Origin of the sequence: Streptomyces sp. NBC_01276 (assembly GCF_041435355.1) — a bacterium.
In the GTDB taxonomy this organism is placed as follows: Bacteria; Actinomycetota; Actinomycetes; order Streptomycetales; family Streptomycetaceae; genus Streptomyces.
Genome location: NZ_CP108442.1, coordinates 1,040,167 through 1,066,606, shown reverse-complemented (window position 1 = coordinate 1,066,606; position 26,440 = coordinate 1,040,167). Strand labels below are relative to the sequence as shown.

Here is a 26,440-nt window from a genome sequence, read left to right as displayed (position 1 = left end):
GACCGACGAAAGCCGCCACCCCATGACCACACCCCTCCCGGAGGGCCTCAGCCAGCGGGACATCGACGCCGAGACCGCACGCGCCCACGCACGGGCCGCCGGCACGTCCCCCGATCATCCGCCCCGCGACTTCCCCCCGTACCGCAGCAGCGCCCTTCGGCACCCCGTGCAGCCCCCGCTCCCGCTGAAGGACCCGGAGGCCGTGGAACTGACCGGTCCCGTCTTCGGAGTCACCGACGTCACCGACCTGGACCGCGACCTCACGCGCCGGCACCGGGGCGAGCCGCTCGGCGAGCGGATCACCGTCACCGGGCGGGTGCTGGACCGCCGGGGCCGCCCGGTCCGCGGCCAGCTGGTGGAGCTGTGGCAGGCCAACGCCTCCGGCAGGTACGCACACCGGCTGGACCAGCACCCGGCGCCGCTCGACCCCCACTTCACCGGCGTCGGCCGCTGCCTCACCGACCAGGACGGCGCGTACTCCTTCACCACCATCAAGCCCGGCGCCTACCCCTGGCGCAACCACACCAACGCCTGGCGCCCCGCCCACATCCACTTCTCCCTGTTCGGCGAGGCCTTCACACAACGGCTGGTCACCCAGATGTACTTCCCGGGCGACCCGCTCTTCGCCCACGACCCGATCCTGCAGGCCGTCACCGAACAGTCGGCGCGTGACCGGCTCGTCGCCACCTACGACCACGACCTGTCCGTCCCGCAACGATCGCTCGGCTACCGCTGGGACATCGTCCTCGACGGTCCGGCGTCCACCTGGTTCGAGGAAGGACGCGACTGATGAACCCCCTGCTCCCACCCACCCCCTCCCAGACGGTCGGCCCCTTCTACGGCTACGCCCTGCCGTTCGCGGGCGGTGGCGACATCGCCCCGGCAGGACACCCCGATGCCATCACCCTCCACGGGTACGTACGCGACGGCGCCGGGGAGCCCGTGCCCGACGCGATCGTCGAGATCTGGCAGGCCGACCCTGCGGGCTCGACCGCCGGAGCACCCGGATCGCTCCGGCACGACCCGGCCACCGGCAGGGTCGTCGGCCGCGACGGAGTCCGCTTCACCGGATACGGCCGCATCGCCACCGACGCGGACGGCCACTGGACCGCCCGCACCCTGGCCCCCGGGGCACACGCGCCGGGCGCCGTCCCGTACCTGGCGGTCGTGGTGTTCGCCCGCGGCCTGCTGCACCACCTCCACACCCGGATCTACCTGCCCGAGCAGGCCGGAGGTCTCGCGGCCGACCCGGTGCTCGGCTCCCTGCCGGCCGAGCGCCGTGCCACGCTGCTCGCCACGCGGGAGGCCGACGGGATCCACCGGTTCGACATCCGGCTCCAGGGCGGGGAAGAGACGGTGTTCCTTGAGCTCCTCTGAACCGTCGCCCGCCGGGCAGGCTCCGCCCGGACCGTCCTCCACCGGGCAGGCTCCCGCCGGACCGGCCTCGGCCGGGCCGCACGACGCAGGCATCGCCGTCCCGTACGAGGGCGCCGACATGGGGCTGCTCGCCCCCGTACGAGCGGCCTCCGCGGCGGAACGGGCCACCGGCGACCTCGCCTTCCTCCAGGCGATGCTGGACGCCGAGGCCGCGCTCACCAGGGCCCGGGCCCGTCTCGGCCTCGCTCCGGCGTCCGCCGCCGCGGCGGTCGACGCGGCGGCCGACGCCTCCCGGTACGACCTCAGGGACCTTGCCGCGAGGGCCCGCTCGGGTGGAAACCCGGTCATCCCGCTGGTCGGCGTACTGCGCGCCGCGGTCGGCCCCTCGGCCGCCGCGTACGTGCACCGGGGCGCCACCAGCCAGGACATCCTCGACACCGCCGCCATGCTGGTCGCTCGCCGGACCCTCGGCCACACCTTGACCGACCTGGACCGCACCGCCGGGCGGCTCGCCGCCCTGGCCGGGACGCACCGCGACACGCCGATGGCGGGCCGTACTCTCACCCAGCACGCGGTGCCCACCACGTTCGGGCTCAAGGCAGCGGTCTGGTACCGCCTCGTCCGGGACGCCGTGGACCGGCTCACCGCCGTACGGGCCGGCCTGCCGGCCCAGCTCGGCGGCGCGGCCGGCACCCTCGCCGTGATCGCCGAGGAAACCACCCCCGTCACCGCACTGGCACTCCTCGCCGGCTACGCCGAGGAGACCGGACTCGCCGAGCCGGTCCTGCCCTGGCACACCGCCCGTACCCCGGTCGCCGACCTCGCCGGAGCCCTCGCCTTCACCACCGGGGCCCTCGGCAAACTCGCCGCCGACGTGCTCGCCATGGCGCGCACGGAGACCGGTGAGGTGAGCGAGGCGGCCGGTGGCGGATCGTCCGCCATGCCCCACAAGGACAATCCCGTCTCCGCGACCCTCATCGCCGCGGCGGCCCGCCAGGTCCCCGCCCTCGCCTCCGTACTGTTCGGATCGCTCGCAGCCGAGGACGAACGCCCCGCAGGCGCCTGGCACGCCGAGTGGCAGCCCCTCCGCGAAGCCCTGCGCATCACCGGCGGCGCCGCACGGTGCGCCGCCGACCTGGCGGCCGGCCTGCGCCCCCACCCCGCACGGATGCGTGCCAACCTCGCGCGCACCGGCGACCTGATCGTCTCCGAACGCCTCGCCCTCGCCCTCGCACCCCACCTCGGCAGCTCACGGGCCCGGTCGCTCGTCACCTGGGCCTCGGCCCGGGCCCGCCACGACACCTCGCTCATCGGCCGGCTGCGCGACCTGCCGGAGCTGGCCGACCTCCCCGAACCGTACTGGCGCGACCTCGCCGACCCCACCCGCTATCTGGGCTGCGCCCCGCAACTCGTCGACCGCGCGCTCTCCGACCCCGTCCGGGAACACCCATGACCCTGCTCCACCACAGGCTCGACGGACCGGTCCACGGGGCCCCGCTGATCCTCGGCCCGTCGCTCGGCACCTCGCTGGCCGTCTGGGAACCGCAGCTGGCCGCCCTCGCCCGCCACCACCGCGTCCTGCGCTTCGACCTGCCCGGCCACGGCTCCTCGCCGGCCATCGGCGCCGCCACCGTCGCCGACCTGGCCGACCTCGTGCTCGGCCTCGCCGACCACCACGGCTGGCAGCGCTTCCACTACGCGGGCATCTCGCTCGGCGGCGCGATCGGCACCCATATCGCCGTACACCGGCCCGAGCGCGTCTCGTCACTGGCCGTGGTCTGCTCCTCCGCCCGCTTCGGCGACCCGGAGGCGTGGCGGCAGCGCGCCGCCCGGGTCCGCGCGGAGGGCACCGGACCCCTCGCAGAGGCATCCGCGGCCCGCTGGTTCGCCGACCCGGCGCACACCACCGGAACCCTCGCCGGCAAGGCGCTCCTCGCCGACCTCGCCTCCGCCGACCCCGAGGCCTACGCCTCCTGCTGCGATGCGCTCGCCGTCCACGACCTGCGCGCCGACCTGCCCGGGATCACCGCACCCACCCTGGTCGTCGCCGGCCGTGCCGACCTCGCCACCCCGCCCGCCCACGCACGCGAACTCGCCGACGGCATCCCCGGAGCGGGGCTCACCGAGATCGCCGGCGCCGCCCACCTCGCCGGCATCGACCGGCCCGACGCCGTGACCGCGGCGCTGCTCGCCCACCTCGGTCACACGTCCGCCCGGACGGCGGGGGAGCGGGTCCGGCGGGCCGTGCTCGGCGATGCCCACGTCGATCGGGCCACCGCCCTCAGCACCCCCTTCACCGACCCGTTCCAGGACCTCATCACCCGCTACGCGTGGGGCGAGATCTGGACCCGCCCGGGGCTAGACCGCCGCACCCGCAGCTGCGTCACCCTCACCGCCCTCGTCGCCCGCGGCCACCACGAGGAGCTGGCCCTGCACGTCCGGGCCGCCCTCACCAACGGACTGACCGCCGACGAGATCGGCGAAGTGCTGCTGCAGACGGCCGTCTACTGCGGCGTCCCCGCCGCCAACTCCGCCTTCGCCACAGCCCGGCGCGTCCTCGACGACGCCCACACCGAGGAGTGACCCCAGATGACCCACCCCCGCCACACCCAGGTCGCCATCGTCGGTGCCGGCCCCTCCGGCCTCCTCCTCGCCCGCCTGCTGCACCGGGCCGGAGTCGACTGCGTGGTCCTGGAGAGCCGCGACCGCGCCTACGTCGAACAGCGCCAGCGCGCCGGCATCCTGGAACAGAGCACCGTCGACACCCTCCGGGAAGCCGGCGCCGCCGACCGGCTCGACCGCGAGGGCATCCCGCACGACGGCATCGAACTCCGCTTCGACGGCCGTCGCCACCGCATCGACTTTCCGTCCCTGACCGGCGGCCGCCGCGTGTGGGTCTACGCGCAGACCGAGGTCGTCAAGGACCTCGTGGCGCTCCAGCTGGAGGACGGACCGCCGCTCCACTTCGACGCGCCGGTCCACGCGGTCGAGGGAGCCGACACCGACCGTCCCGTCGTCCGGTACGGGCACCAGGGCGAGGAACGCCTCCTCGACTGCGACTACGTCATCGGCTGTGACGGCTACCACGGCGTGGTCCGCCGAGCCGTTCCCGCCGGCGTCATGCGCGTCCACGAGCGCACCTACCCGTACTCGTGGCTGGGCATCCTCGCCGACGCCCCGCCCGTCTACGACGAGCTGATCTACGCCCACTCCGAGCGCGGCTTCGCCCTAGCGAGCATGCGGTCCCCGCACGTCAGCCGGCTCTACCTGCAGGTCCCCAACGGCGAGGATCCAGCCGCCTGGCCGGAGGAGAAGATCTGGGACGAACTCGATCTGAGGCTCGGCGCCGATGCCGGATGGCGCCTCACCCGCGGCCCCGTCACCGCGAAGTCGGTCCTCCCGATGCGGAGTTCCGTCACGGAGCCGATGCGCTGGGGCCGTGTCCTGCTCGCCGGTGACGCGGCCCACATCGTCCCCCCGACCGGCGCCAAGGGCCTCAACCTCGCCGCCTCCGACGTCACCGTCCTGGCCGCCGCCCTCGCCGCGCACTACGGAGACGGAGACGCCTCGCTCCTCGACTCCTACTCGGACACCTGTCTGCGCCGCGTCTGGCGGGCCGAGCAGTTCTCGTACTTCATGACCAGTACCCTGCACACCCCGACCGAGCACTCGTCCTTCGACACGCGCCTCCAGGTCGCCCAACTGGAACGCATCGCCCGGTCTCACCATGCCGCCGCCGAACTCGCGGAGAACTACACGGGCGTCGCGCTCCAGCCCTTCGCACTCCAGCCCTGATGGTCAGCCGCTGTCCGCCCCGGGGGCGCTCCGGGCCTGGTCCCATACCGCCAGGAAGGCCAGCCTCAGGCACGCGGCCAGTGCGGGGTGCTCGATGTACAGGGCTGTCGTGGCGCGGCTGCCGGCCACCGGATCGGGCATGTCGCACAGCACCAGCGAGGCATCGGCGACGACGAGCTTGAGCGGGAGGCCCGGGGCGAAGCGGGACTCCTCGCCCGCCGCGGCGAACCGGCGTACGTTTTCCAGCACTTCCGCGTCGCCGAGGGCGTCGTGGGTGTAGATCGCGCGGGCCGAGCCCCCGGCCTGACGCAGTCGGCGGACGGCCCTGATGCCCTCGTTGTTGGCCGCGGGGGCGACGAACGGCGGCTTGCAGAAGCTGAGGAGCTCCCGGGAGGCCTGCTCCTGGATGCTGTCGAACCGCTCGGCGATCGCCCGGGGGTCGCGCAGCACCTCGATGTAGTCGAGCGGATCGGTGTGCGTCCGGCCGTCGGCCCAGACCGGGAGCAGCGCCGTGGTGAGCGCGGCCGACACCTCGTTCAGCCGTTCCAGGGACTCCCGCTGGAGGGCCATCAGCCGGGCCAGCGCCAGTTCGGGGGCCACCGCGGAGAAGGCCGCGACCCGGCCGGGGCGCAGGACGGCGAGGCGCCGGCGGACGAGGGCGTCGAGTACGTCGTAGACGCGCTGGCGGGGGACGTCCGCGGCGCGGGCCGCCTCCGCGGCGGTGTACGACTCCCGCCTGACCAGGGCGAGATACACCCGGGCCTCGTACCGGGAGAGTCCCAGGGACACCAGGTCGTTGACGGCACCGTCGTCCAACTCCATGGCAGGACACGGTATACGCGACCATCACTGACCGAAAGCAAGCCTTTGCATTCGGCGGGTAGTCCCTTGGCCCGGCACTTCAATACCTTCAGCGGTGGCCACCACTGCACGTGGTGACAGTCCGCACCGTTGAACACGTGCCACTCGCATCCCGCGTCGACCCTCCGCTCCGGCATGCCCTGACGTGCGCATGGATGTCATGGACCTGTCAATGCAGAGATCCCCCGGCGCGGCACATCAACCCCCCATGGAGGGCAGTTCATTGCGCAACGCCCTGTCCCGGCGCGCCGCACGGCTGAGCCGGCGCGGCACGACCGCCTTACTCTCGACGGTTGCCCTGATCTCCGGCGGAATGCTCGCCTTCGCCGCCCCGTCCGTGGCCTCGGCCGCCGCCGGCCCCTCGGCCGGCACCGCCGCCGCGCACGCCCAGCGGCTCTGCTCGGAGCCCGCCCGGGCCGGCTGGATGGCCTGCCACGCGCTGGCGCGCACCGACGTGCAGCAGCGCATCGGCCTCGCACCCGGCATCCTGCCGTCCGGCTACGGTCCCACCGACCTGCAGGGCGCGTACGCCCTGTCGGCCTCGGCCGGAGCCGGCGCGACGGTCGCCATCATCGACGCGTACGACGACCCGAACGCCGAGTCGGACCTGGCGGCCTACCGCTCCCAGTACGGACTGCCCCCCTGCACCACGGCCAACGGCTGCTTCCGCAAGGCCGACCAGAACGGCGGCACCAGCTACCCCACCGCCGACGCCGGCTGGGCCGGTGAGATCTCCCTCGACGTGGACATGGTCAGCGCCGTCTGCCCGCAGTGCCACATCCTGCTCGTCGAGGCGAACCAGCCCTCCATGGAGGACCTCGGTGCCGCCGTGAACCGCGCCGTGACCATGGGCGCCAAGTACGTGTCCAACAGCTACGGCGGTGGCGAGGACTCCACCGACCCCGCCTCCGACGCCTCGTACTTCAACCACCCGGGCGTCGCCATCACCGTCAGCTCCGGCGACAGCGGCTACGGAGTCGAGTACCCGGCGGCCTCCCAGTACGTCACCGCCGTCGGCGGCACCTCCCTCAGCCGCGCGAGCGGTACCCCCCGAGGCTGGTCCGAGAGCGTCTGGGGCACGAGCTCCGGCGGCGACGGCGCCGGTTCGGGCTGCTCCGGCTTCACCGCCAAGCCGTCCTGGCAGACCGACGGCGGCTGCGCCAAGCGCACCGTCGCCGACGTCTCCGCCGTCGCAGACCCCGCCACCGGGCTCGCGGTGTACGACAGCTACCAGGCCGGCGGCTGGAACGTGTACGGCGGCACCAGCGCCTCGGCGCCGATCATCGCCTCCGTCTACGCCCTGGCGGGCACCCCGGCCGCCGGCACCTACCCGTCGTCGTACCCGTACGCCCACACCGCGTCGCTCAACGACGTGACCAGCGGCGCCAACGGCTCCTGCTCCGGCGGCTACCTCTGCACCGCCAAGGCCGGCTACGACGGCCCGACCGGACTCGGCACGCCCAAGGGCACCGCCGCCTTCGCCGGCGGCTCCACCGGCGGCAACACCGTCACCGTGGCCAACCCCGGCAGCCGCACCAGTGTCGTCGACACGGCCACCTCGCTGCAGATCCAGGCCACCGACTCGGCCGGCGGGCAGACCCTCACCTACAGCGCCACCGGGCTCCCGCCCGGCCTGTCCGTCAACGCCTCCACCGGCCTGATCAGCGGTACGCCGACCACCGCGGGCGCCTACGGCGTCACGGTCACGGCCAAGGACACCACCAACGCGAGCGGCAGTACCTCTTTCACCTGGACCGTCGCCACGGTCGACGGCGGCTGCGCCGTGACCCAGCTCCTCGGCAACCAGGGCTTCGAGTCCGGCACCGCCCCCTGGACCGCCAGCACCGGCGTGGTCGACAACGGCAGCGGTGAGGCGGCGCACTCCGGCTCCTGGAAGGCCTGGCTGGACGGCTACGGCTCCACCCACACCGACTCGCTCTCGCAGTCGGTGACCATCCCGGTCCGCTGCCACGCCACCCTCAGCTTCTACCTGCACGTCGACACCGCGGAGACGACCACCGCCACGGCCTACGACAAGCTGACGGTGACGGCCAACTCCACCACCCTGGCCGGGTACTCCAACCTCGACAAGAACACCGGCTACGTGCTGAAGACCTTCGACCTGTCCTCCTTCGCGGGCCAGACGGTCACGGTCAGGTTCAGCGGTACCGAGGACCCCAGCCTGCAGACCTCGTTCGTGATCGACGACACGGCGCTCAGCATCAGCTGACCCGGACCCGGGGGCACGCGGGGGACCGGCGGGTCACCGTACGTCGACGGTGACCCGCCGACCGGCACCGCCGGAGAAGCCCGGCATCCACCCCGCCTACGGCCCCGTAGTCTTCCGCGACAGCGCCAGCGGCACCTCGTTCCTCACCCGCTCCACCATGACCAGCCGGAACACGGTCGAATGGGAGGACGGTCGGACCTACCCCGTGGTCGACGTGGAGATCTCCTCCGCGAGCCACCCCTTCTACACCGGCACCGCCCGCGTCATGGACACCGCCGGCCGCGTCGAACGCTTCGAGCGCCGCTACGGGGCCCGCTGATGGCGCAGGGCTCCGCACTGCCCGTCGTGATCGTCGCCGGGATCCACGCCGACGCCCGCAGGGAGGTCGTGGGCCGACTCCTGCGGGCCGTCCCCGGCAGTGTCGCCCTTCACCACGACCTGACCGGTGCGCCGATCGGTCCGCGACGCCACCGGACTCCTCTCCGAGGACGGGACGCCGCTGGTCAACGACTGCGCTTGCTGCGCGCTGCGCGAGGACCTCGTACCCGAACTCGCGCGACTGGCCCGCGCGGGCACGGCCCGGCTCGCCGTGGTCGAGCCGTGGGACTCGGTCGAGCCGAAGGCGATGGCCGAGGTCGTCGCCGCGCACGGTGGAGAGGACCTGGTGCTCACCGGTGTGATCACCGCCGTGGACCCCGCGCTCGTGCTGCCGTGCCTCGCCAACGGCGACGATCTCGCCGAAGCCGGCCTGGCGGCGGCGCCGGCCGACCGGCGGACCGTCGGGGACACCTGGGCCCGCCAGTTGGAGTACGCGCCCGTCCTCGCCGTCGTCGGCGGCGAGGAAGCCGACGACGAGGACCGCGCGCTCCTCGCCCAGTTGCACCCCACCGCCCGCCGGGTGGCGGCCGATTCGGGCGGGCTCGCCGCAGCGGCCCTCGCGGGCTTCGACGTCGAGGCCGCAGCGGCGGCGCAGCACCCCGCGTGCGCGCTGCTGCCCCAGGACGCCGACGACGCCGGTGTCACCACGCTCGTCTGGCACCGCCGCAGGCCCTTCCATCCCGAGCGCCTGTACGAAGCGCTGGAAGAGCTGTGCGGTGCGGCCGTGCGCAGCCGTGGCAAGGTCTGGCTCGCCGACCGCCCCGACACCCTCCTCGCGTGGGACGCCGCGGGCGGCGCGCTGTGCGTGGAGAACGCGGGCCCCTGGCTGGCGTCACTGCCCGACGCGGCCTGGGAGATGGTCCCGCCGATGCGCCGGGCCGCCGCGGCCCTGGACTGGCACCCCGAGCACGGCGACTGCTGCCAGCACCTCGTCTTCACCTCGCCCGGCCTGGACCGCGACGGACTGGAACGGCTCCTGGAGTCCTGCCTGCTCACGGACGCGGAGTACGCGGCGGGCCGGGACGGCTGGAAGCGCCTGCCCGCCGTCTTCGACTCCCTCCTCGACCGCGTCTGACCCTCCCCCCGTCGCCGCACCGAGCGGCGACGGTGCCGGGTCAGCGGCGGCTCATGGACGACGGCGGTATGCCGAAAGCGCGCATGAACGCGTAGGAGAAGGCCGCGGGGGAGGCGTATCCGAGCAGGGTCGCGACTTCGGTGACGGTCTTGTGGCGCAGGAGGGGGATCGAGGCCAGCAGCCGGGCCCGGGACCTCCAGGCCGCGGGGCTCGTCCCCGTCAGGTGCCGGAAGCGTCGGGTGAACACGCGTTCGCTCATGGCCGCGGCGCGCGCCCAGTCGGTGTTGCTCACTGCCAGGTCGGGGCCGGCGAGATAGTCGCGGCAGAGCCGGGAGAACGGCGCCTCGTGCGGGAGGGCGACATGCAGCGGGACCTCGGAGAGCGCGGCCGTCTCCAGGAGGATCAGAGCGATCACCGCGCTGTCGCGGTCGTCCGTGGCGTAGTCCGCGTCCAGGTCGGCGGCGGCGAGCAGCAGTTCCCGCAGCAGCGGCGGGACCTCCACGACCCGGCAGGCGGTGGGCCACCACGGAACGGCCGACGGCTCGATGTAGAGGCTTGAGGTCCGCACGTCCAGCATCCGCACCCGGTGGCGGATCCGGGGCGGGATGAGCACCGCCCGTTCGCCCGGAACGGTCCACGCCCCGTCGTCGGTCTCCACGAGCATCGTGCCGGTCGCGGCGTACAGGAGCTGCGCCCGGCGGTGTTCGTGCCAGGTGAGGAGGGAGTCCGCCGGGTAGTCGGTCGCGATCGGCAGCACCTCGGCGGGGAGGTGGTCGAGTCGCGCGAGGGACACGTTGCGCATGACGGGAAGGGTATGGCCGAAACTCGAAAGAATTTGATCGGCGGTCGATCGTCGGCGGGCGGCTTCTCGACTGGACTGGGGTCCATGAGTGCTGTCGTTCTTGTCGTCGTCGGGATCCTGACCGGTCTGACCACCGTGGTGTTCGGCTTCGGGGGAGGCTTCGTCACGGTCCCCGTCATCGTCTGGGCGGACGCCGCCGCGGGACCGGCCGCGGCGGCCGTCGCGGTGGCGACCTCGTCGCTGGTCATGGTCGTCAACGCGGTGGTGGCCAGCGCGGCCACGCCCCGGCCGGTTCTGCGCCGTCTGCGGGGTACCGGCCCCCTGATGGTCCTGCTCGGCGTCGGGGGGACCGGCGGTGCGGTCGTCGCGGGCTCCGCGCCGGGCTGGCTGATCCACTGGGGGTTCGTGGCCTATCTGGCGATGACCGTCGCCGACGTGCTCGCGCGCCCGGGGTTCCTGCGACCCGCCTCCGGTGCCGGTGCCGCTGTTGGTGCCGCCCGCGGGTCCGGGGCGTTCGCGGTCCCGGCCGCGCTCGGGGTCCCCATCGGCGCCGCCGCCTCCTTCCTCGGTGTCGGAGGGAGCGTCATGACCGTACCGCTGCTGCGGCGTTCGGGACTCCCGATGGGCACCGCCGCGGCGCTGGCCAACCCCCTCACCGCCTGTATCAGTGCCCCGGCGTGCGCGGTCTTCCTCGCGGTCGCCCACGGGACGGACGGCGCGGCGCCGGTGTCGGCCGTCGGTTCCGTCGATTTCGGAGCCGCCGCCCTGCTCCTCCTCGGGGCCCTCCCGGTCGTCGTCCTCCTTCGCCGCAGGCCCCCGCGGATCGCGGACCGTCTCCACGCCTCGGGGTACGTCGCCCTCCTGTGCCTGGTGCTCGCCGCCATGCTGGTCCGGACGCCGTGACGGCGGGCTCGGGCTCAGGTCCGCGCGTGCAGTTGCCGCCCGGTGATGGTCTCGTCCGAGCGGAAGGCCTCCCGTGCGGCGCCGGCCACCACGGCCAGGTCGTTCCCGAGACGGCGGGGCTCCGGACCGTCCCCGATGGCCACGGTCCGGGCGAAGCCCGTCTATCGCAGCCGCAGGTCCATCCGGTCCAGCGTCGCCATGGTGCGTCCTTGCCGTCAGTCGTCGTACGTGCCGCCCCGGCCGGCCGTGAACGGGGCGGCGGTCAACCGGTGCGCGAGGGCGCCTTTGGCCGGCCGGCCGAAGCCAACAGCGTCCACGGGCGCGGCATCACCGGACGATCATCCAGCGCTCGACCGGTACGGGACACCGGCGCTGGTCGGCCCTACGAGAGCATCCGTCGCGGTGCCGGCTCCGGCTCGGGGGGAAGGCCCGTCGTGCGGCGGGGGAGCAGCAGGGGGGTCGCCAGCAGGACCGCCCCGGCCAGGCCGATGGCGGTGCGCGGCCCGAGCAGGGTGCCCAGTACGCCCCAGACGGCCGTCAGGAGCGCGGTCGAGGCCTTGGCCGTCACCGCCCAGGCGGACAGCGTGCGGGCGACCCGGTCGGGCGCGGTGCGCTGGAGGCGGCAGGTGGCCTGGACGGGGTTGAAGACCCCGCAGCAGAAGATGAGACCGAGTTCGACGCCGATCACCAGCAGCAGCCCCGCGGTGCCCGGCCCCACGAAGGCCAGCCCCACGGGCCAGAGCGCGCGCAGGGCCCCGGACACCGCCAGGACCCGGCGCTGCCCGAACCGGGTGACGAGCGGTCGGGCCAGCCGCGAACCGAGCAGGCCGCCGATCGAGGGCGCCGCGAAGGCGAGGCCGTACTGCCACGGTGCGAACCCGAGCGGGCCGAGCATCAGGACGGCCAGGAGCGGCTGGGTGGCCATCACGAGGCCGTTGAACAGGGCGGTGTTGTAGAAAAGCGGCCGGAGCGTCGCGTCGGAGAGGATGAACCGCCAGCCGTCGAGCAGGTCCCCGGCCCGCATGCGCCCGGCCTCCCCCCGGAGCCCCGGCCGGGGCTCGTGCCCGCCCATCGCGCGGATGCCCAGGGCCGAGAGCAGGTAGCTGACCGCGTCGGCCACCACCGTCGCCACCGGTCCGAGGAGCCCGATCGCCGCGCCGCCCAGCGGCGGTCCGATGATCGTGGTCGTCCAGGCCGTGGACTCGAACCGGGCGTTGGCGACGAGCAGGTCCTCGGCCGGCAGCAGTGTCTTCAGGTACGCGCCGGAGGCGGCGCGGAAGCCGATGTCGGCCGCCGCGACGACGGCCGAGACCAGCAGGAGCTGAAGGAGGGTGAGCACGCCGAGCGCGAAGGCGGCGGGGATCGTGAGCAGCGCCGCGCACCGCGCCAGGTCCATCGCGATCAGCACCGGCCGCTTGCGGCGGAACTCCACCCACGGGCCGAGCGGCACCGCCACCGCCGCGCCCACCGCGGCCCCCACCGAGGAGAGCGCGGCGACCTCCGCCGGACCGGCGTGCAGCTCCCGGACGGCGATCAGCGGGAACGCGCCGAAGGCGAGCCAGGTGCCGAGCGCGCTCGTTCCGTACGCCCCCCAGAGCCAACCGAACCGCCGTCCCAGCCGGTGCCCGCCGCCCATGCCCGACTCCTCCCCCGCTCCACCCGTACAACCGATCCGCGATCGGAAGCATCAAAGGCCAGGGCTGCACACGGGGTCAAACAACCACAGGGCCACCTCCCCACAACCATTGGTTGTGGGCTTAGGGTCTCTGCATGGACCTCGACACCATCCGGACCTTCGTCGCCGCCGCCGAGGCGGGGCGGTTCCAGGAGGCCGCCGCCGGGCTGGCGGTCACGCAGCAGGCGGTCTCCAAGCGCATCGCCGCGCTGGAGCGCGACCTCGGCGTACGACTGTTCACCCGTACCGCGCGCGGTGCGGAGCTCACCATCGACGGGCAGGCGTTCCTGCCCCACGCGCGCGAGCTGCTGCGCGTCGCCGAGCGCGCGGTCGCGTCCGTGCGCCCCGGCCGGCGTCCGCTGCGCGTCGACGTGATCGCCTCGCGGGTCGCGCCGTCGGGCATGATGCGCGACTTCCACCGCGCGCACCCCGACGTCGAGCTCGACGTGGTGATGCTGTTCGACATCGAGACGGCCGTCGCCGCCCTCCGCTCGGGTGTCATCGACGCCTCCTTCCGCGCCGTCGGGGTGCCCGGCCGGCCCCTCCCCGAGGACGTCGAGTCCGTACGGGTGCTCGACGAGCCGCTCCAGCTGCTCACCGGCCCGGCCCACGCCCTGGCGGGCGCCCGGTCGGTGGCCCTCGCGGAGCTCGCCGGGCACCGGATCTGGATGCCCGGAATCGTCCCCGGTACCGAGTGGGGCGCCTATTACGACGACCTCGCCGCCGGGTTCGGCCTCACCATCGAGGCGACCGGCCCCAACTTCGGCTCCGACGCACTCCTCGACACGGTCGCCGACACCCCGGCCCTGGCCACCTTCATGGGCGAGCACACGCGCGTCGTCTGGCCCGCCGGCCACGGCCTGCGCCGCGTCCCGGTGACCGACCCGACACCCGTCTACCCGCACTCGCTCCTCTGGCACCGCGACAACCCCCACCCGGCGCTGGCCGCCCTCCGCGCCCACCTCGCCGCCACGCGCCCCGCCCTCGACGCCGCCGGGACCTGGGTGCCGAGCTGGGTGGCCCCGCAGCGTTCACTTGACGTCCAGCACGGCATCAGTGAAAGCCACCCTTTCCGTTAACATGTTCGAGCTCACAACGACGGCGTTGGAAAACATATAAATCGGTTGAAAATTGATATCTAGGATTGCGCGAGCATTTTCGCGAACGGGCAGCGGCCCCAGGGTCGCCGCATGGCGTCGACCGCGCGTCTTGCTGTGGGCCGCGGTCGGTGTGGTGGCCCTGGGATTCCTCATCGCCCTGGAGATCGCCGCGCGCCACTACGGCGAGCCGGGACCGATCACCAGCCAGGCGCAAGAGGTGATCTTCGCCCCCAGATCGGGGACGGTCCTCTACGTCAGCATGGCGTTGATGATGGTGGTGCTCACCTGGCGGCAGCGGTTCATCGCGCTCGGCGCCGCGGTCGGCATCGACCTCGTCTTCTGGATCGTGCGCAGCATGGTCGGCGCCCAGATGATGGTCGGCAACGGCGCCTTGTGGGTGACCCTGGGCTGCGCCGTCATCGCCGTCACGCGCCGCACCGGCCGGGAGCGGGCCCTGCTGCTGAAGGGCGTCGGACTGGCCCTGCTGCTGGTGGCCGGCCGCAAGACCGGCTACACCTGGCTGCTGATCACGTCCAAGACCCGCCCGATGGTGCTCGACCAGTACGTGGCGACCGCCGATCACGCACTGGGCAACCCGTCGTGGCTGGCGGGCCGGATCGTGGAGGCCACCGGCTCGGTGGGCCACCACGTCCTCGAATGGGTCTACATCCAGCTCGCGGTGGCCGCGGTCGGCGTCGCGCTGTACCAGCTGCGCAACGTGGCCGCCGAGCGCCGCTTCCCCGGCCACCACCTGGTGCGCACGTTCCTGGTCATAGGCCTGCTCGGCCCGGGCATCTACATGATCTTCCCGGTGGTCGGACCGATCCTCGCCTACGGCGCCGACGGGGGGCACTGGGCGCTCGCCGACCTGTGGCCGAACACGCCGCCGCCGCTCGGCACCCCGGTCCCGATGCCCTTCGACGAGATCACCCCGCGCAACTGCATGCCCAGTCTGCACACGGCGTGGGCCACCGCGATCTTCATCCACTCCCGCAGGGGCCCCCGGGCGCTGCGCTGGGCCGGCACGTTCTGGCTGATCGCCACTCTCGGCGCGACCCTGGGCTTCGGCTACCACTACGGTGCGGACATCGTGGCCGGCGTGGTCTTCACGCTCACCATCGAGGCGGCGCTGCGCGCGATCGACCACGGCTGGGACCGGTCGGCGACCCGGCTGGTGGTCTACGGCGCCGCGGTCTTCGCCGCGCTCCTGGCTTCGTACCGCTACCTGCCGGTGGAGATGGCCGGGCTTCCCTGGCTCTTCGGGCCGCTGATCATCCTGTCGATGGCCTCGGTGATCTACGGCTACGTACGGACCACCAGGCTCTGGGAGCGCGAGGCCGCCTCGGTGCACCTTCCGCAGCCGCGGCGCGAGGCGCAGCCCGAACTGGTGTGAGCCGGTCCGGAAGCTCCCTGTCCGTCGAACACCGCGATCGGCGGACAGGGGCTTCCTTCGATGATCCCCTGGTATCTGCAATCCGAGCTTCGCTTTCTCTGGGCGGGTACGGCCCGAGTTCCCCCGTCGGGAAAACCCCGCCGCCCGTGCGCGGATAAAGGCGTACGGCCGGCCTACCCCTTTTTCGCGGCGCGCCGGATATCAGGCCGAACGGTGGAATGGAAGAGGCCAAGTACCTGGTCAAAGGTGGTGGAAGGCCCGAGATATGCGGGACCTCGGACCCTGGTTCGACCCGCGGGGGAGAGGGCGGAAAGGCCGGTGAGTGAAACCCGGCGCCGTGCGGGCGCATTCCCGGTCGAATGGTGTCCGCGGTCGACGCCGGCCGTGTCACGATGCCCTTGCCCGGGTATCCGCCCGGGGGCGCCGGGGCAGCGGTCGTCCGCAGCCGTGCATGGATCGGCCGGACCCGGGCAGGCGCAGGTCCAGCAGGACGGAAGGTGATGCCGGATGGTGCCGGAAACGGAGGACGGGCGGTTCGCCGTCGCGGTGAGCGCGGTGGACGGGGTGACGGTCCTCACGCTCACCGGTGAGCTCGACCACGACACGGCCGCGCCCCTGCGCGAGGCCCTGGAGGCGGCGGTCGCGCCGGGCGGCCGGATGGTCGTCGACATGGCACGGCTGGACTTCTGCGACTCCACCGGACTGAACGCCCTGCTGCACGCCCGGCTCTCGGTCCAGGAGGCCGGGGGCAGGCTGGAACTGGCCGGGCTGAGCGGGCCGGTCGCCCGGATGTTCCGCATCACCGGCGCCGACGGCGTCTTCCCGGTCCACGCGGACGTGGCGCGGGCGTTGCGGCCGGATCATTCCTAGCGAGAGGGAGCGAGGGGCCATGGGGCAGCGCGGGTCGGCGGACCGGAACTGGCTCCTGGTCCTCGACGGGCTCCCGGACCCCGTCAGCCGCAGCCGTGAGTTCACCCGCCGGGCGCTGACCGCCTGGCAGTGGCTGCCGGCCGAGGGCGAGGCCGTACGGGAGGCGGCGGAGGACGTCCTCCTGCTGGTCTCGGAGGTGGTGGCCAACGCCTGCCTGCACGGCGGAGGGCCCGGTGCGCTGGTGCTGGACCGTACGGACGAGCGGCTGCGCATCGAGGTGACCGACACCAATCCGGCACCGCCGGAGCCCGGCGGGCACGGGCTCCCGTCGGACCCGGCCCGGCCGGGCGGCCACGGGCTGCTGATCGTGGAACGGCTGGCCCGGGCCTGGGGTTCGCGGCCCGGAGCGCTCGGCAAGTGCGTCTGGCTGGAGGTGCCCTGGCCGGCGGACGGGCTCAGCCCAGAGCGTCCAGTGCCGTGATGATCTCGCCGGTGGAGCTGACCCGGCCCAGGCGGGGGAAGATCTTGCCGAAGGAGTGGGCGTGCGACGCCGCGTCCAGGTCGGTGGTGGCGTCCTCCGCGAAGACCAGCCCGTAGCTGTGCTCCCAGGCGGTACGGGCGGTGGACTCGACGCCGATGCTGGTGGAGATGCCCGCCAGCACGATCCGGTGGATCCCTCGGCGGCGCAGCTGGAGGTCGAGCTCGGTCCCGGTGAAGGCGCCCCAGTGGCGCTTGGTGACCCGTACGTCGCCCAGCGCGGCCAGCTCGTCCGGGATCTCGGAGAACGCCGGCGGCGGGGCGGTGGCCGGGCCGGGGGTGTCGACGTCGGTGGTGGGCAGGTCGCCGCCGTCGGGCGACCAGGCGACGTTGACCAGGACCACCGGCAGCCGGCGGGCGCGGAAGGCCTCGGCGAGCGCGATGCCGTTCTTGAGGATCTCGGCGCCGGGGCGGACGGTCGGCATGCCCAGGATGCCCCGCTGGAGGTCGATCAGCACCAGCGCGGTGCCGGAGTCCAGGGTCAGGGTGGAGGGGGTGGGGGAGGCGGTCATGTTCGGACTCCTCGGTCGCTGTTCGCAGGGGTACGGGCAGGGGTACGGGCAGGGGTGGTCGGCGGAGCTCCGTCGGGGGGAGGGGCGATCAGTCCTCCGCCAGGCGGCGTAGCAGCGGCACGGCCTCGGCCAGCAGCCGCCGCTCCTCGGCGGTCAGCCGCCCCGCCACCAGCTCGGCGATCCGGTCGTGCCCGGCCTCGCGGCGCTCGCGCACCAGGGCGCGTCCCCGGTCGGTCAGCGAGACGAGCAGCCGGCGCCCGTCGGTGGGGTGCGGGGTCCGGGTGACGTACCCCTCGGCCCGCAGGGAGTTCACGGTGGCGATGACGGACTGCGGGCGGATCTTCTCGGCCCGCGCGAGATCGGCCGCGGTGGCCGCGCCGAGCCGGTCGAGCCGTTTGAGGACGGACATCTGCGACAGGCTGATGCCCCCTCCCGTCGTCGCCCGCACCTGGCGCACCAGCATGCCCACGGCCAGCTGGAGCTCCTCGGCGATGTCGTGCACCCCGTCGCGCGGCTCCCGTCCCGATGTCATACCCCGACCGTAGGGAACGACAGGCAAACTTGCAAGGAAGACTGATGATCTGGCCGGCCGGCGGCCGCGGGCCCGGGGAGCGCGACGGCGGTCGTCCGGCGGTCACGGACTCCACGCCGGACGGAGGAACGGGGGAAGACCGGTCCGTATTCACTGGATCGAGGGACGTCACCGACCGGGGATCACCCCCGGCGGAGGGGCCCCGCTTCCGTTGGCCGCCGGGTGACGCGGAAGAGGCGCCGGGCCGAAAACAGCCGGTGCGCGGCCCGGTGCGTCCGGCGTGCCCGGCACGTCCGGCGTGCCACCGGGCGGGAGCGTGGCGGGGGAGCCGACCCCGGGCCGGATGTTCCGCGCCGGGCCGGGTGTGACCCTCCCGCAGTGGCGCACCCAGCCGGGACCGCACCGGACGCTGCGGCCGCCGGCCGACGGCGCGCCCCCGACGGCGGTCGCGCACCCGCCCCGGCCGGTGCTCGGCGAGCGCCTTCACCGACGCCCTCGGGCGCGCTTCCGGGTACGCGCCCGCAGCCCACCCGTCATGGGCGGGGTGGCCCGAACCGGCCGCACACCCCCCAGATCGCCGCACATCCCGAAAGATCATCGAGATCATCGGAAATGATCTTCTCTGTGCCGTCGAGACGACATACTGACCGGTGTGATGATCCAAGACGACACCGTTGTCATCGAGACCCAGGGCCGCGCGGGGGTGGTCACCCTCAACCGCCCCAAGGCCCTCAACGCCCTCACCCACCCCATGGTGCTGAGGATCGCGGAGGCCCTCACGGCCTGGGAGCAGGACCCCGCAGTGGACCACGTCATGATCCGCGGCGCCGGGGAGCGCGGCCTGTGCGCGGGCGGTGACATCCGGGCCATCCACGCGGACGCCAAGGCGGGGACCACGGGCTCCCTCGACTTCTGGCGCGACGAGTACCGGCTCAACGCCCGCATCGCCCGTTACCCCAAGCCCTACGTCGCCTTCATGGACGGCATCGTGATGGGCGGTGGCGTCGGGCTCTCGGCCCACGGCAGCGTCCGCCTCGTCACCGAACGCTCCCGCGTGGCCATGCCCGAGACCGGCATCGGCTTCGTCCCCGACGTCGGCGGGACCTACCTGCTCTCGCGGGCCCCAGGCGAACTCGGCACCCACCTCGCCCTGACCGGCGCCGCGGTCGGCGCGGCCGACGCCCTGCTGTGCGGGCTCGCCGACCACTACGTGCCCTCGGACTTCCTGCCGGAGCTCGTCCGGGACCTCACGGAGGGCACCGACGGCGCCCCCGCCGACAAGGTGGTGGCCCGCTACGCGCTCCCCGCCCCCTGCTCGGGCGGACTCGCCGCCGACCGGGAGTGGATCGACCGGTGCTACGCGGCCGACACCGTCGAGGAGATCCACTCCCGGCTGCTCGGCACCGGCCTGCCGGCGGCCCGTGAGGCCTCCCAGACCCTGCACGCCAAGTCCCCCACCGCCCTCAAGGCCACCCTCGCCGCGCTGCGCAGGGCCCGGGCGCTGGACTCCCTGGAGCGGGTCCTGGAGCAGGAGTACCGGGTTTCCAGTGCCGCCCTGTCCGTGCCGGACCTGGTGGAGGGCATCCGCGCGCAGGTGATCGACAAGGACCGCCGTCCCCGCTGGTCCCCGGCGGCCCTGGTCCAGGTGCGGCCGGCCTCGGTGGAGCGGTTCTTCGCCCCGCTCGGCGAGGGCCGCGAACTGACCTTCCCGTAGGGCCGGGTCGGGCGCGGACCGGCCGCGGATCCGGCGCCCGGTCGTCCGCGGCGCCCGGTCAGCCGCGGTCGATCCGGGTCGCCAGGCCGTCGAGGACCCGCTGGAGCCCGTAGTCGAAGTTCTCCTCGCGCAGCCGCGCCGGGTCCTGTTCCCGCTGGGTGGCGTAGTGGTCCTGCGTCAGCGGGTGCTCGTCGAGGGCCTGGCGGCCCGCCGGGGCCAGGGACCGCAGCCAGTCGGCCTCGCTCATGCCGCTGCGGGCGAGCAGCGAGAGGTAGGAGGCCTCGCTGGTCGTGGCGCCGATGACGTAGGAGATGACCGCCTTCATGGCGAGGTCGGCCTCGCCGGGCGGGAAACCGGCCGTCCGGGCCAGCCGCAGCATCCCCTCGGACATCCGCATCAGGTTCGGTCCCAGGTGGGCCAGTCCCACCTGGCCGAGGACCGAGGCCACCCAGGGGTGGCGCAGGACCATGTCGCGCAGGCTGTGCCCGCTGTGCGAGAGGGAGGCGCGCCACCCGTCCGGGCCGCCGGCCTCGGGGAGCTCCAGCTCGCCGTAGACCTCGTCCACGACCAGCTCGATCAGCTCGTCCTTGTTGGCCACGTGCCGGTAGAGGGACGTGGCGGCCGTGCCCATCTCGGCGCCGAGCTTGCGCATGCTCAGCGCCTCGATGCCCTCGGCGTCGAGCAGCCGCACCGCCGCCGCGACGATCTGCTCCTGGCTGAGGGAGGCCTGCTCCTTCTGGCGCCGCGGCCGGGCCCAGACGGAGGGGACGGGGGCGGGGGACTGCTGCTCTGATGGGGACATGCCCCCACCCTAGCCGCCTGCGGACGCTGTACGCGGCATGCGTACAGCGGAATTCCCGGGGCGGGTCGCCGGCCGGCGCCGCGACGCGCGGCCCGCGCGGGACGGCGTCCCGGAGATCGCGGAGTGCGGGACCCCGTCGGCGCGTCGCGCCGGTTCCCATCCCGGACGAACCAGGCACACCGCTTGAACAACGGGCCCTTCAGGCCGCACTGTTGGCCGGTAGTCGCCCATCTGACCAGGAGACCGCCTTGTCGTCGCACACCTCCCCCCGGCACGTCATCGACCCCGCCGGCGGCTGCCCGCACGCGCTCAACGCCCGGCTGCGCGCCGAGGGCGCCGTGGCGGAGGTCGTCCTCCCGGGCGGGGTGCCCGGCGCCGTCGTCCTGGGACACGAGGCGCTCAAGGAGTTCCTCGCCCACCCCGACGCGGCCAAGGACGCACGCCACTTCCCCGCCCTCCACGACGGCAGCATCCCCGCCGACTGGCCCCTGCGGGTCTTCGCCAACGCCCAGGGCATGCACACCGCCGACGACGCCGACCACCGGCGCCTGCGCTCCCTCGTCGGCAACGCCTTCACGGCCCGTCAGGTGGAGCGGCTGCGCCCGCGCGTCGAGGAACTGGCCGACGGCCTCCTCGACGACCTCGCCGCGGCCGCCGCCGGATCCGCCGACGGGGTCGCCGACCTGCGCACGCACTTCGCGCTGCCGCTGCCGATGAGCGTCATCTGCGAACTGCTCGGCGTGGACCCCGAGCACCGGGGCCGCCTGCACCACCTCTCGAACACCGTCATCATCTCCACCGACATCGCCCCGGCCGAGGTGATGGCCGCCGTGCGCGAGCTGGTGGAGCTGATCGCCACCATCGCCGCCGCCCGCCGCGCCGCCCCCGGCGAGGACCTCACCAGCGCCCTGATCGCCGCGCGCGACGAGGACGGAGACCGGCTCAGCGAGGCCGAACTCATCGGCACCATGCGGCTGATGCTCGTCGCGGGCCACGAGACCACCCTCAACCTCATCAGCAACGCCGTCCGCGCCCTGTGCACCCACCGCGACCAGCTGGCCCTGGTCATGGACGGCAAGGCGAGCTGGTCGGACGTGGTGGACGAAACCCTGCGCTGGGACGGGCCGGTCAGCTGGTTCCCCTTCCGGTACCCCACCCGCGACCTCACCGTCGCCGGCACCGTCATCGCGCAAGGCACCCCCGTACTCGCCGGCTACACGGCGGCCGGCCGCGACCGGGCCTTCCACGGCCCGGACGCCGACCGCTTCGACCTGACCCGGCCCACCGCCGCCCGCAACCTCTCCTTCGGCCACGGCGCGCACTACTGCGTCGGCGCGCCCCTCGCCCGGCTGGAGGCGACCATCGCCCTGGAACGCCTCTTCACCCGCTTCCCCGGCCTCGACCTGGCGGTGCCCGAGGCCGGGCTTCCGCGCCAGCGCAGCTTCATCGGCAACAGCGTCGAGGCGCTCCCGGTCCGCCTGGCCTGACCCGGGCGGGCGGGGTCCCGTGCCGCCCTACGAGACGGGCGCGGGCGCGGAGAGTTCGGTGCTGAGCCACCCCAGCGCGTCGGGGTACATCCCGCTCCACGTCTGGAAGTTGTGCCCGCCGGCCGGGCGGACCAGCGTCTTCACCCGCACCCCGGTGCCCCGCGCCGCGCGGGCGAACTCCGCCAGCTGCCGCGGCGGGCTCTCCTTGTCCTGGGCGGAGGTGGCCAGGAACAGCCCGACGTCCGCCCCCTTCGTGTGCGCCAGCAGCCACGCCGGGCTGTTGCGTTCGCGCAGCCCGGGATCGGCCAGCACCCCCGCGTCCCCGGTCAGCGGATCGGGGTCCAGGGCCGCGCCCGCCCGGAACACCTTCGGGTACTGCAACGGCAGCTTCGCCGCGCAGAACGCCCCGGTCGAGACGCCCATCAGCCCCCACCCCTTCGGCTCGGGCAGCGTACGGAAGTTCTTCGCGACCAGGTCCGGCACGTCCCGGGCGAGCCAGGTCGCGATCTTGCGCTGCGGGGTGTCGCTGCAGTCGGTGTTCACCCCGCCCGGATAGATCTCCGGCATCACCAGGATGAACGGGCGCGCCTCGCCGAGCCGGACCAGCCGCTCCAGCGCCCCGGGCATGGACCCCAGGTCCATCCAGGAACGCGGCGTACCCGGGTAGCCGTGCAGCAGCATCACCACCGGGAACCGGGTCCGGTCCGCCCCCGGGGCGTCGTACGCCGGGGGAGTCCACACGATCACCTGCCCGGCGAGCTTCGAGTGACTGCCCCGGACGTACGTGCTGAGCGTGCCGTCGCCGCCCTGCGTGAACTTGGCCCGGCCGACCGGCGGCCCCGTCATCGCGGAGGCGTCCTCACCGTTCCCGGTGCCCAGCAGGTCGTCCCAGGAGGCGTACAGCCCGAAGCTGCCGTTGATCCACGCGGCGACCACGCAGATCGCCGTCAGCTGGCACAGCCCGATCATCAGCACCCGTGCCGTCCACCGCACCGGAGCGGGCCCCGGGACCCGGTTCCACAGCAGCAGCGCCAGGAGCACGGCCAGCGCCGTGACCGCGATCAGCGTGACGAGGAACGCGGTACTGGTCAGCTCCACGGCGTCGGCTCCTGACGTGCGGGAGGGCGGGACGGCAGGCGGGTGACGTCCTGACGGGGCCCTCAATGTACGGCGCCCGCGGGCCCGCGGGCGCGGGTCCGCGTCGTGTCGGCACGGGCGCCGGAGCGGACCCGCCGCCGTCCCCGGCCCGCCCCCGATCACAGCGAGCGGACGTCCACGGTGACCGTGTGCCAGCCCGTCGCCCCGTCCGGGAGGGTCCCGGAGCGCGTGCCCGTCTGGGTCCGTCCCGAGCCGTCCGTGGCCCGGACCTGGAGCGTGTGCCCGCCGGGAACGGCGTCCCAGGGCCACACCCACTGCCGCCAGGTGTCGACGCCGTCGGCCGCCGCCAGCCGGGCCGGGAGCCACGGGCCGTCGTCGACCCGCACCTCCACCCGGGAGATGCCCCGGTGCTGCGCCCACGCCACCCCGGCCACCATCACCCGCCCGGGTGACACCCGGCCGAAGGGACGCGGGGTGTCGATCCGCGACTGCGTCTTGACGGCGGCCCGCTGCGCCCAGGAACGCCGGACCCAGTACGCGTCGAAGGCGGCGAAGGTGGTCAGGCGCAGCTCGGTCAGCCACTTGCAGGCCGACACGTACCCGTACAGGCCCGGTACGACCATCCGGACCGGGAAACCGTGCGCGAAGGGGAGCGGCGCGCCGTTCATCCCGACGGCGAGCAGCGCGTCCCGGCCGTCCATGACGGTCTCCACGGGCGTTCCGATGGTCATCCCGTCGACCGAGCGGGCCACCAGCTGGTCGGCGGGGCCGCCCTCGGAGGGCGGGCGGACCCCCGCCTCGCGCAGCAGGTCGGCCAGGCGGACGCCCAGCCATCGGGCGTTGCCCGCGTACGGGCCGCCGACCTCGTTCGAGACGCAGGTCAGGGTCACGTCGTGTTCGACGAGCGGCCGGGCGAGCAGGGCCGGCAGGTCCAGGCTCAGCGGCTTGGCGACCCCGTCCCCGCGCAGCGTGAGCCGCCAGCCGGCGGCGTCCACGCGCGGGACGACCAGGGCGGTGTCCACGCGGTAGAAGTCCCCGGCGGGGGTGAGGAAGGGGGAGAGACCGGGGATCCGCAGGTCCGCCCCGGCGGGTACGGGCGGCGCGGGGACGGCCGGCGGCGGCAGGGCGAGATCCGCCCGGGAGGCGGTGGCCCGTGCCGAGCCGTGGGCCCCGAGACGGCGCCCGGCGAGTCCGGCCACCGCGGAGGCCGTGACCGTGGCCGCCACGATCCGGCCGAAGCCCCGCCGGTCCATGGGCCAGGTGCCACCGGGCCGCCCCGGCGCGGGGCGGGGCCGTCGCAGGGTGGTGACCAGCAGGTACAGCGCTCCGGCCGCGACCGCCCCGCCCGCCAGCGACGGCAGGGCGTCCCGCCAGGTGGCCTCGGGCCGGCCGAGCGCCGCCACCGCCCCGAGCACGCCCACCGCACCGGCGAGCACCAGGCCCGTCCGGAGCCGGTGTACGGCGAGGACGCCCGTCGCGGCGGCGAGGACCGCCAGCACCAACGTGATCCCGAGCGTCAGCACCGGTTTGTCGGCGGTGCCGAAGGTACGGATCGCCCATTCCTTGACCGCCGCGGGCGTACGGTCCACCACGGCCCCGCCGACCGCGGTGAGCGGGGCCGCCTCGGGCCGGACGGCCACCGCCGCGAGCCCCGCGACCGTCAGCCCGGCGAACGCCGACACCAGCCCGGCGACGGCCCCGGCCGGCCACAGCCGGCGGGCGCCGCGCGTCCGCTCCACGGGTGCCATCGGCGTTCACCTCCGCCCGTGCGCACATCGCCCCGCGCATGGTCCGGTCCGCACGCTCCCGGCGAGCAGGTGCCGCCGCGCGGATCCGGTACCCCTCCACCCTTCCACGGTTGCGCACCGGACGTCGGAGCGGCCGGAGCCGGCCATGCCGTCTCGTCCGGACCTTGCCCGGCCCGCGCCGCCGGCAAGATCCGGTGGAGACGGCCTACGCGGTCCGGGTGCCGGGCAGGGCCAGCAGGACCAGGGGGTTCGTCGTCGGGGCGGCGGAACCGCCCTCGGGCTCCACGGTGACGCCGATCCCGGTGGCTCCGCGCACCGGGCCGGCCAGGAGGGCCGGGGCGTCGGGCCGCCCGGGATCCATCAGGCCCGCCGGGCGCATGCCGCCGTCCGGACCGGCGAACCACAGCTGGTAGACACGCCCCGCCGGGGGCGCCGCCATCCCGGAGGGCACGAACACCGCCCGGTCCCGCTCGCGGGAGAGCACCACCGTCCCCGTGCCGCCGTCCGCGATCCGGCCGGACGCCAGCCGGGCGTCGGGGGCGGACAGCACCCCGGCCAGCGCGGCCTCCCGGGCCTCGGCCGCCCGTGCCTGCTGCCGCGCGGTGTCCGCCCGTTGGTACTGCCAGGCCGCGACCCCGCCCAGCCCGGCCGCCACCGCCACGCAGGCGGCCAGGGCCCACCTGGCCCACCCCCGGCGCCGCGGAGCCCGGTGCCGGGCCGCCCCGGGCTCCGGTTCCGCGCCGGCGGGGAGCTCCCGGATCCGCCGCAACACGGCCTCGCGGAGCGCGGGCGGCGGCTCCACCGCGGCCGCCGCGCCCAGCAGGGCGGCCGTCGCCGCGAACTCCCGTACCTCCCGGGCGCAGTCCGGGCAGGTCTCCAGATGGGCCTCGAAGGCGGCGCGCTCCGGCTCCGGCAGTGCGTCCAGCGCGTAGGCCGCCGTCGCCCCGTGCGGGTTCTCCGTGCTCATCAGCCGCTCACCCCGAGACAGTCGCGCAGCCGCAGGAGACCGTCCCGCAGCCGCGTCTTCACGGTACCCAGCGGTACCGACAGGGTCTCGGACAGCTCGCGGCAGGTCCGCCCCCCGTAGTAGGCCAGGACCACCGACTGCCGCTGGAGGGCGGTCAGCCCCTCCAGACAGCGCCGCACCCGCGCGCGTTCCTCGTGCTCCAGCGCGGCCTCGGTCACCTCGTCGAACTCCGGCAGCGCCGCCTCCAGCCGCGCCGCCCGCCGTTCCCGGTCGGCCGAGGCCTGCGCGGAGCGCACCCGGTCCACCGCCCGCCGGTGCGCCATCGTCAGCACCCAGGTCCGTACGCCGCCCCGCTCGCGGCGGTACCGCCCGGCGGTGCGCCACACCTCGACGAACACCTCCTGGGTCACCTCCTCCGCCTGTGCCCGGTCGCGCAGCACGGCGCTCGTCACGCCGAGCACGGCCGGGCTCACCGCCTCGTACACCGCGACGAAGGCCGCCTCGTCGCCCCCGGCGACCCGGCCGAGGGCGACGGCCAGATCCTCCTCGGTCCGGGACCGTGTCATGTCGTTCACGCACCGATC

The 26,440-nt window shown here is 74.3% G+C and carries 25 protein-coding genes and 1 pseudogene; 15 read left to right on the top strand and 11 right to left on the bottom strand.

What is annotated here, in order from left to right; all coding sequences use genetic code 11:
- Positions 1 to 22 precede the first annotated feature (22 nt).
- The 5 genes from pcaH to OG295_RS04340 all read left to right on the top strand — a co-directional run bounded on the left by pcaH (position 23) and on the right by OG295_RS04340 (position 5,172).
- The gene (pcaH, locus tag OG295_RS04360) at positions 23 to 790 is read left to right on the top strand and encodes a protocatechuate 3,4-dioxygenase subunit beta (protein WP_371675631.1); all 768 of its coding nucleotides are present in this window, start codon (positions 23 to 25) and stop codon (positions 788 to 790) included.
- Positions 790 to 1,377, top strand: a complete 588-nt coding sequence (gene pcaG / locus OG295_RS04355) for a protocatechuate 3,4-dioxygenase subunit alpha (RefSeq protein WP_371675630.1) — start codon at positions 790 to 792, stop codon at positions 1,375 to 1,377. The genes pcaH and pcaG overlap by 1 nt, the downstream gene beginning before the upstream one ends.
- Before the next feature lie 118 nt (positions 1,378 to 1,495).
- Complete coding sequence (gene pcaB / locus OG295_RS04350) at positions 1,496 to 2,830, top strand: 3-carboxy-cis,cis-muconate cycloisomerase (RefSeq protein ID WP_371681103.1); 1,335 nt, start codon at positions 1,496 to 1,498, stop codon at positions 2,828 to 2,830.
- Positions 2,827 to 3,960, top strand: a complete 1,134-nt coding sequence (pcaD, locus tag OG295_RS04345; protein ID WP_371675629.1) for a 3-oxoadipate enol-lactonase — start codon at positions 2,827 to 2,829, stop codon at positions 3,958 to 3,960. The genes pcaB and pcaD overlap by 4 nt, the downstream gene beginning before the upstream one ends.
- A 6-nt stretch (positions 3,961 to 3,966) precedes the next feature.
- Complete coding sequence (locus OG295_RS04340) at positions 3,967 to 5,172, top strand: 4-hydroxybenzoate 3-monooxygenase (protein WP_371675628.1); 1,206 nt, start codon at positions 3,967 to 3,969, stop codon at positions 5,170 to 5,172.
- Between the two features lie 3 nt (positions 5,173 to 5,175).
- Here OG295_RS04340 and OG295_RS04335 read toward each other — a convergent pair whose 3' ends face one another.
- Positions 5,176 to 5,994, bottom strand: coding sequence for a TrmB family transcriptional regulator (locus OG295_RS04335; RefSeq protein WP_371675627.1), 819 nt, complete (start codon positions 5,992 to 5,994; stop codon positions 5,176 to 5,178).
- Positions 5,995 to 6,241: 247 nt separating this feature from the next.
- Here OG295_RS04335 and OG295_RS04330 point away from each other — a divergent pair, with 247 nt between their 5' ends.
- From OG295_RS04330 to OG295_RS04320, 3 genes and pseudogenes are all read left to right on the top strand, one after another.
- Entirely contained in the window at positions 6,242 to 8,263 is a 2,022-nt protein-coding gene (locus tag OG295_RS04330) for a putative Ig domain-containing protein (protein WP_371675626.1), read from the top strand.
- A 49-nt stretch (positions 8,264 to 8,312) separates the two neighbouring features.
- Positions 8,313 to 8,582: a type B 50S ribosomal protein L31 gene (locus OG295_RS04325; RefSeq protein ID WP_371675625.1), complete on the top strand. Its 270-nt coding sequence runs from the start codon at positions 8,313 to 8,315 to the stop codon at positions 8,580 to 8,582.
- A pseudogene (locus OG295_RS04320) lies at positions 8,582 to 9,716 on the top strand (GTP-binding protein). The gene OG295_RS04325 and the pseudogene OG295_RS04320 overlap by 1 nt, the downstream one beginning before the upstream one ends.
- 40 nt (positions 9,717 to 9,756) lie before the next feature.
- Here the strand turns inward: OG295_RS04320 and OG295_RS04315 are convergent.
- Positions 9,757 to 10,518, bottom strand: coding sequence for a helix-turn-helix transcriptional regulator (locus OG295_RS04315; protein ID WP_371675624.1), 762 nt, complete (start codon positions 10,516 to 10,518; stop codon positions 9,757 to 9,759).
- A gap of 84 nt (positions 10,519 to 10,602) precedes the next feature.
- On the opposite strand from OG295_RS04315, the gene OG295_RS04310 reads away from it, so the two are divergent.
- A complete protein-coding gene (locus tag OG295_RS04310; protein ID WP_371675623.1) occupies positions 10,603 to 11,421 on the top strand; it encodes a TSUP family transporter in 819 nt (272 codons plus the stop codon).
- A gap of 14 nt (positions 11,422 to 11,435) precedes the next feature.
- On the opposite strand, the gene OG295_RS04305 is transcribed toward OG295_RS04310, so the two are convergent.
- A complete protein-coding gene (locus tag OG295_RS04305; RefSeq protein ID WP_371675622.1) occupies positions 11,436 to 11,564 on the bottom strand; it encodes a hypothetical protein in 129 nt (42 codons plus the stop codon).
- Positions 11,565 to 11,803: 239 nt separating this feature from the next.
- Positions 11,804 to 13,057, bottom strand: a complete 1,254-nt coding sequence (locus tag OG295_RS04300) for an MFS transporter (protein WP_371675621.1) — start codon at positions 13,055 to 13,057, stop codon at positions 11,804 to 11,806.
- A gap of 134 nt (positions 13,058 to 13,191) precedes the next feature.
- Between OG295_RS04300 and OG295_RS04295 the strand changes: the two genes are divergently transcribed.
- The 4 genes from OG295_RS04295 (at position 13,192) to OG295_RS04280 (ending at position 16,940) form a co-directional block, all read left to right on the top strand.
- The gene (locus OG295_RS04295) at positions 13,192 to 14,175 is read left to right on the top strand and encodes a LysR family transcriptional regulator (protein ID WP_371675620.1); all 984 of its coding nucleotides are present in this window, start codon (positions 13,192 to 13,194) and stop codon (positions 14,173 to 14,175) included.
- A 130-nt stretch (positions 14,176 to 14,305) separates the two neighbouring features.
- Positions 14,306 to 15,589 carry a phosphatase PAP2 family protein gene (locus OG295_RS04290; RefSeq protein ID WP_371675619.1) on the top strand — a complete coding sequence of 428 codons (1,284 nt, stop codon included), beginning with the start codon at positions 14,306 to 14,308 and terminating at the stop codon, positions 15,587 to 15,589.
- A gap of 507 nt (positions 15,590 to 16,096) precedes the next feature.
- The gene (locus OG295_RS04285) at positions 16,097 to 16,459 is read left to right on the top strand and encodes an STAS domain-containing protein (RefSeq protein WP_371675618.1); all 363 of its coding nucleotides are present in this window, start codon (positions 16,097 to 16,099) and stop codon (positions 16,457 to 16,459) included.
- A gap of 19 nt (positions 16,460 to 16,478) precedes the next feature.
- Entirely contained in the window at positions 16,479 to 16,940 is a 462-nt protein-coding gene (locus OG295_RS04280; RefSeq protein WP_266845823.1) for an ATP-binding protein, read from the top strand.
- On the opposite strand, the gene OG295_RS04275 is transcribed toward OG295_RS04280, so the two are convergent.
- Positions 16,915 to 17,508, bottom strand: coding sequence for a hydrolase (locus OG295_RS04275; protein ID WP_371675617.1), 594 nt, complete (start codon positions 17,506 to 17,508; stop codon positions 16,915 to 16,917). The genes OG295_RS04280 and OG295_RS04275 overlap by 26 nt on opposite strands.
- Positions 17,509 to 17,596: 88 nt before the next feature.
- Entirely contained in the window at positions 17,597 to 18,040 is a 444-nt protein-coding gene (locus tag OG295_RS04270) for a MarR family winged helix-turn-helix transcriptional regulator (protein WP_371675616.1), read from the bottom strand.
- 655 nt (positions 18,041 to 18,695) lie between these two features.
- On the opposite strand from OG295_RS04270, the gene OG295_RS04265 reads away from it, so the two are divergent.
- Positions 18,696 to 19,754 (top strand): enoyl-CoA hydratase/isomerase family protein, encoded by a 1,059-nt coding sequence (locus OG295_RS04265; protein ID WP_371675615.1) that lies wholly within the window; start codon positions 18,696 to 18,698, stop codon positions 19,752 to 19,754.
- Positions 19,755 to 19,812: 58 nt separating this feature from the next.
- On the opposite strand, the gene OG295_RS04260 is transcribed toward OG295_RS04265, so the two are convergent.
- Complete coding sequence (locus OG295_RS04260) at positions 19,813 to 20,556, bottom strand: TetR/AcrR family transcriptional regulator (protein WP_371675614.1); 744 nt, start codon at positions 20,554 to 20,556, stop codon at positions 19,813 to 19,815.
- Between the two features lie 248 nt (positions 20,557 to 20,804).
- Between OG295_RS04260 and OG295_RS04255 the strand changes: the two genes are divergently transcribed.
- Complete coding sequence (locus tag OG295_RS04255) at positions 20,805 to 22,043, top strand: cytochrome P450 (RefSeq protein ID WP_371675613.1); 1,239 nt, start codon at positions 20,805 to 20,807, stop codon at positions 22,041 to 22,043.
- 27 nt (positions 22,044 to 22,070) lie between these two features.
- Here the strand turns inward: OG295_RS04255 and OG295_RS04250 are convergent, their stop codons facing one another.
- The 4 genes from OG295_RS04250 to sigK form a co-directional block, all read right to left on the bottom strand.
- Complete coding sequence (locus OG295_RS04250) at positions 22,071 to 23,141, bottom strand: alpha/beta hydrolase (protein WP_371675612.1); 1,071 nt, start codon at positions 23,139 to 23,141, stop codon at positions 22,071 to 22,073.
- 158 nt (positions 23,142 to 23,299) lie between these two features.
- Positions 23,300 to 24,889, bottom strand: a complete 1,590-nt coding sequence (locus tag OG295_RS04245; protein WP_371675611.1) for a molybdopterin-dependent oxidoreductase — start codon at positions 24,887 to 24,889, stop codon at positions 23,300 to 23,302.
- A 205-nt stretch (positions 24,890 to 25,094) separates the two neighbouring features.
- Positions 25,095 to 25,856: an anti-sigma factor domain-containing protein gene (locus OG295_RS04240; RefSeq protein ID WP_371675610.1), complete on the bottom strand. Its 762-nt coding sequence runs from the start codon at positions 25,854 to 25,856 to the stop codon at positions 25,095 to 25,097.
- Positions 25,856 to 26,422, bottom strand: a complete 567-nt coding sequence (sigK, locus tag OG295_RS04235) for an ECF RNA polymerase sigma factor SigK (RefSeq protein WP_371681102.1) — start codon at positions 26,420 to 26,422, stop codon at positions 25,856 to 25,858. The genes OG295_RS04240 and sigK overlap by 1 nt, the downstream gene beginning before the upstream one ends.
- Positions 26,423 to 26,440: the final 18 nt, after the last annotated feature.

Coding starts and splice junctions, on each gene's coding strand:
- pcaH (WP_371675631.1), top strand. CDS start 23: ATGACCACACCCCTCCCGGAGGGCCTCAGCCAGCGGGACATCGACGCC.
- pcaG (WP_371675630.1), top strand. CDS start 790: ATGAACCCCCTGCTCCCACCCACCCCCTCCCAGACGGTCGGCCCCTTC.
- pcaB (WP_371681103.1), top strand. CDS start 1,496: ATGGGGCTGCTCGCCCCCGTACGAGCGGCCTCCGCGGCGGAACGGGCC.
- pcaD (WP_371675629.1), top strand. CDS start 2,827: ATGACCCTGCTCCACCACAGGCTCGACGGACCGGTCCACGGGGCCCCG.
- OG295_RS04340 (WP_371675628.1), top strand. CDS start 3,967: ATGACCCACCCCCGCCACACCCAGGTCGCCATCGTCGGTGCCGGCCCC.
- OG295_RS04335 (WP_371675627.1), bottom strand. CDS start 5,994: ATGGAGTTGGACGACGGTGCCGTCAACGACCTGGTGTCCCTGGGACTC.
- OG295_RS04330 (WP_371675626.1), top strand. CDS start 6,242: ATGGAGGGCAGTTCATTGCGCAACGCCCTGTCCCGGCGCGCCGCACGG.
- OG295_RS04315 (WP_371675624.1), bottom strand. CDS start 10,518: ATGCGCAACGTGTCCCTCGCGCGACTCGACCACCTCCCCGCCGAGGTG.
- OG295_RS04310 (WP_371675623.1), top strand. CDS start 10,603: ATGAGTGCTGTCGTTCTTGTCGTCGTCGGGATCCTGACCGGTCTGACC.
- OG295_RS04300 (WP_371675621.1), bottom strand. CDS start 13,057: ATGGGCGGCGGGCACCGGCTGGGACGGCGGTTCGGTTGGCTCTGGGGG.
- OG295_RS04295 (WP_371675620.1), top strand. CDS start 13,192: ATGGACCTCGACACCATCCGGACCTTCGTCGCCGCCGCCGAGGCGGGG.
- OG295_RS04285 (WP_371675618.1), top strand. CDS start 16,097: ATGGTGCCGGAAACGGAGGACGGGCGGTTCGCCGTCGCGGTGAGCGCG.
- OG295_RS04280 (WP_266845823.1), top strand. CDS start 16,479: ATGGGGCAGCGCGGGTCGGCGGACCGGAACTGGCTCCTGGTCCTCGAC.
- OG295_RS04275 (WP_371675617.1), bottom strand. CDS start 17,508: ATGACCGCCTCCCCCACCCCCTCCACCCTGACCCTGGACTCCGGCACC.
- OG295_RS04270 (WP_371675616.1), bottom strand. CDS start 18,040: ATGACATCGGGACGGGAGCCGCGCGACGGGGTGCACGACATCGCCGAG.
- OG295_RS04265 (WP_371675615.1), top strand. CDS start 18,696: ATGATCCAAGACGACACCGTTGTCATCGAGACCCAGGGCCGCGCGGGG.
- OG295_RS04260 (WP_371675614.1), bottom strand. CDS start 20,556: ATGTCCCCATCAGAGCAGCAGTCCCCCGCCCCCGTCCCCTCCGTCTGG.
- OG295_RS04245 (WP_371675611.1), bottom strand. CDS start 24,889: ATGGCACCCGTGGAGCGGACGCGCGGCGCCCGCCGGCTGTGGCCGGCC.
- OG295_RS04240 (WP_371675610.1), bottom strand. CDS start 25,856: ATGAGCACGGAGAACCCGCACGGGGCGACGGCGGCCTACGCGCTGGAC.
- sigK (WP_371681102.1), bottom strand. CDS start 26,422: ATGACACGGTCCCGGACCGAGGAGGATCTGGCCGTCGCCCTCGGCCGG.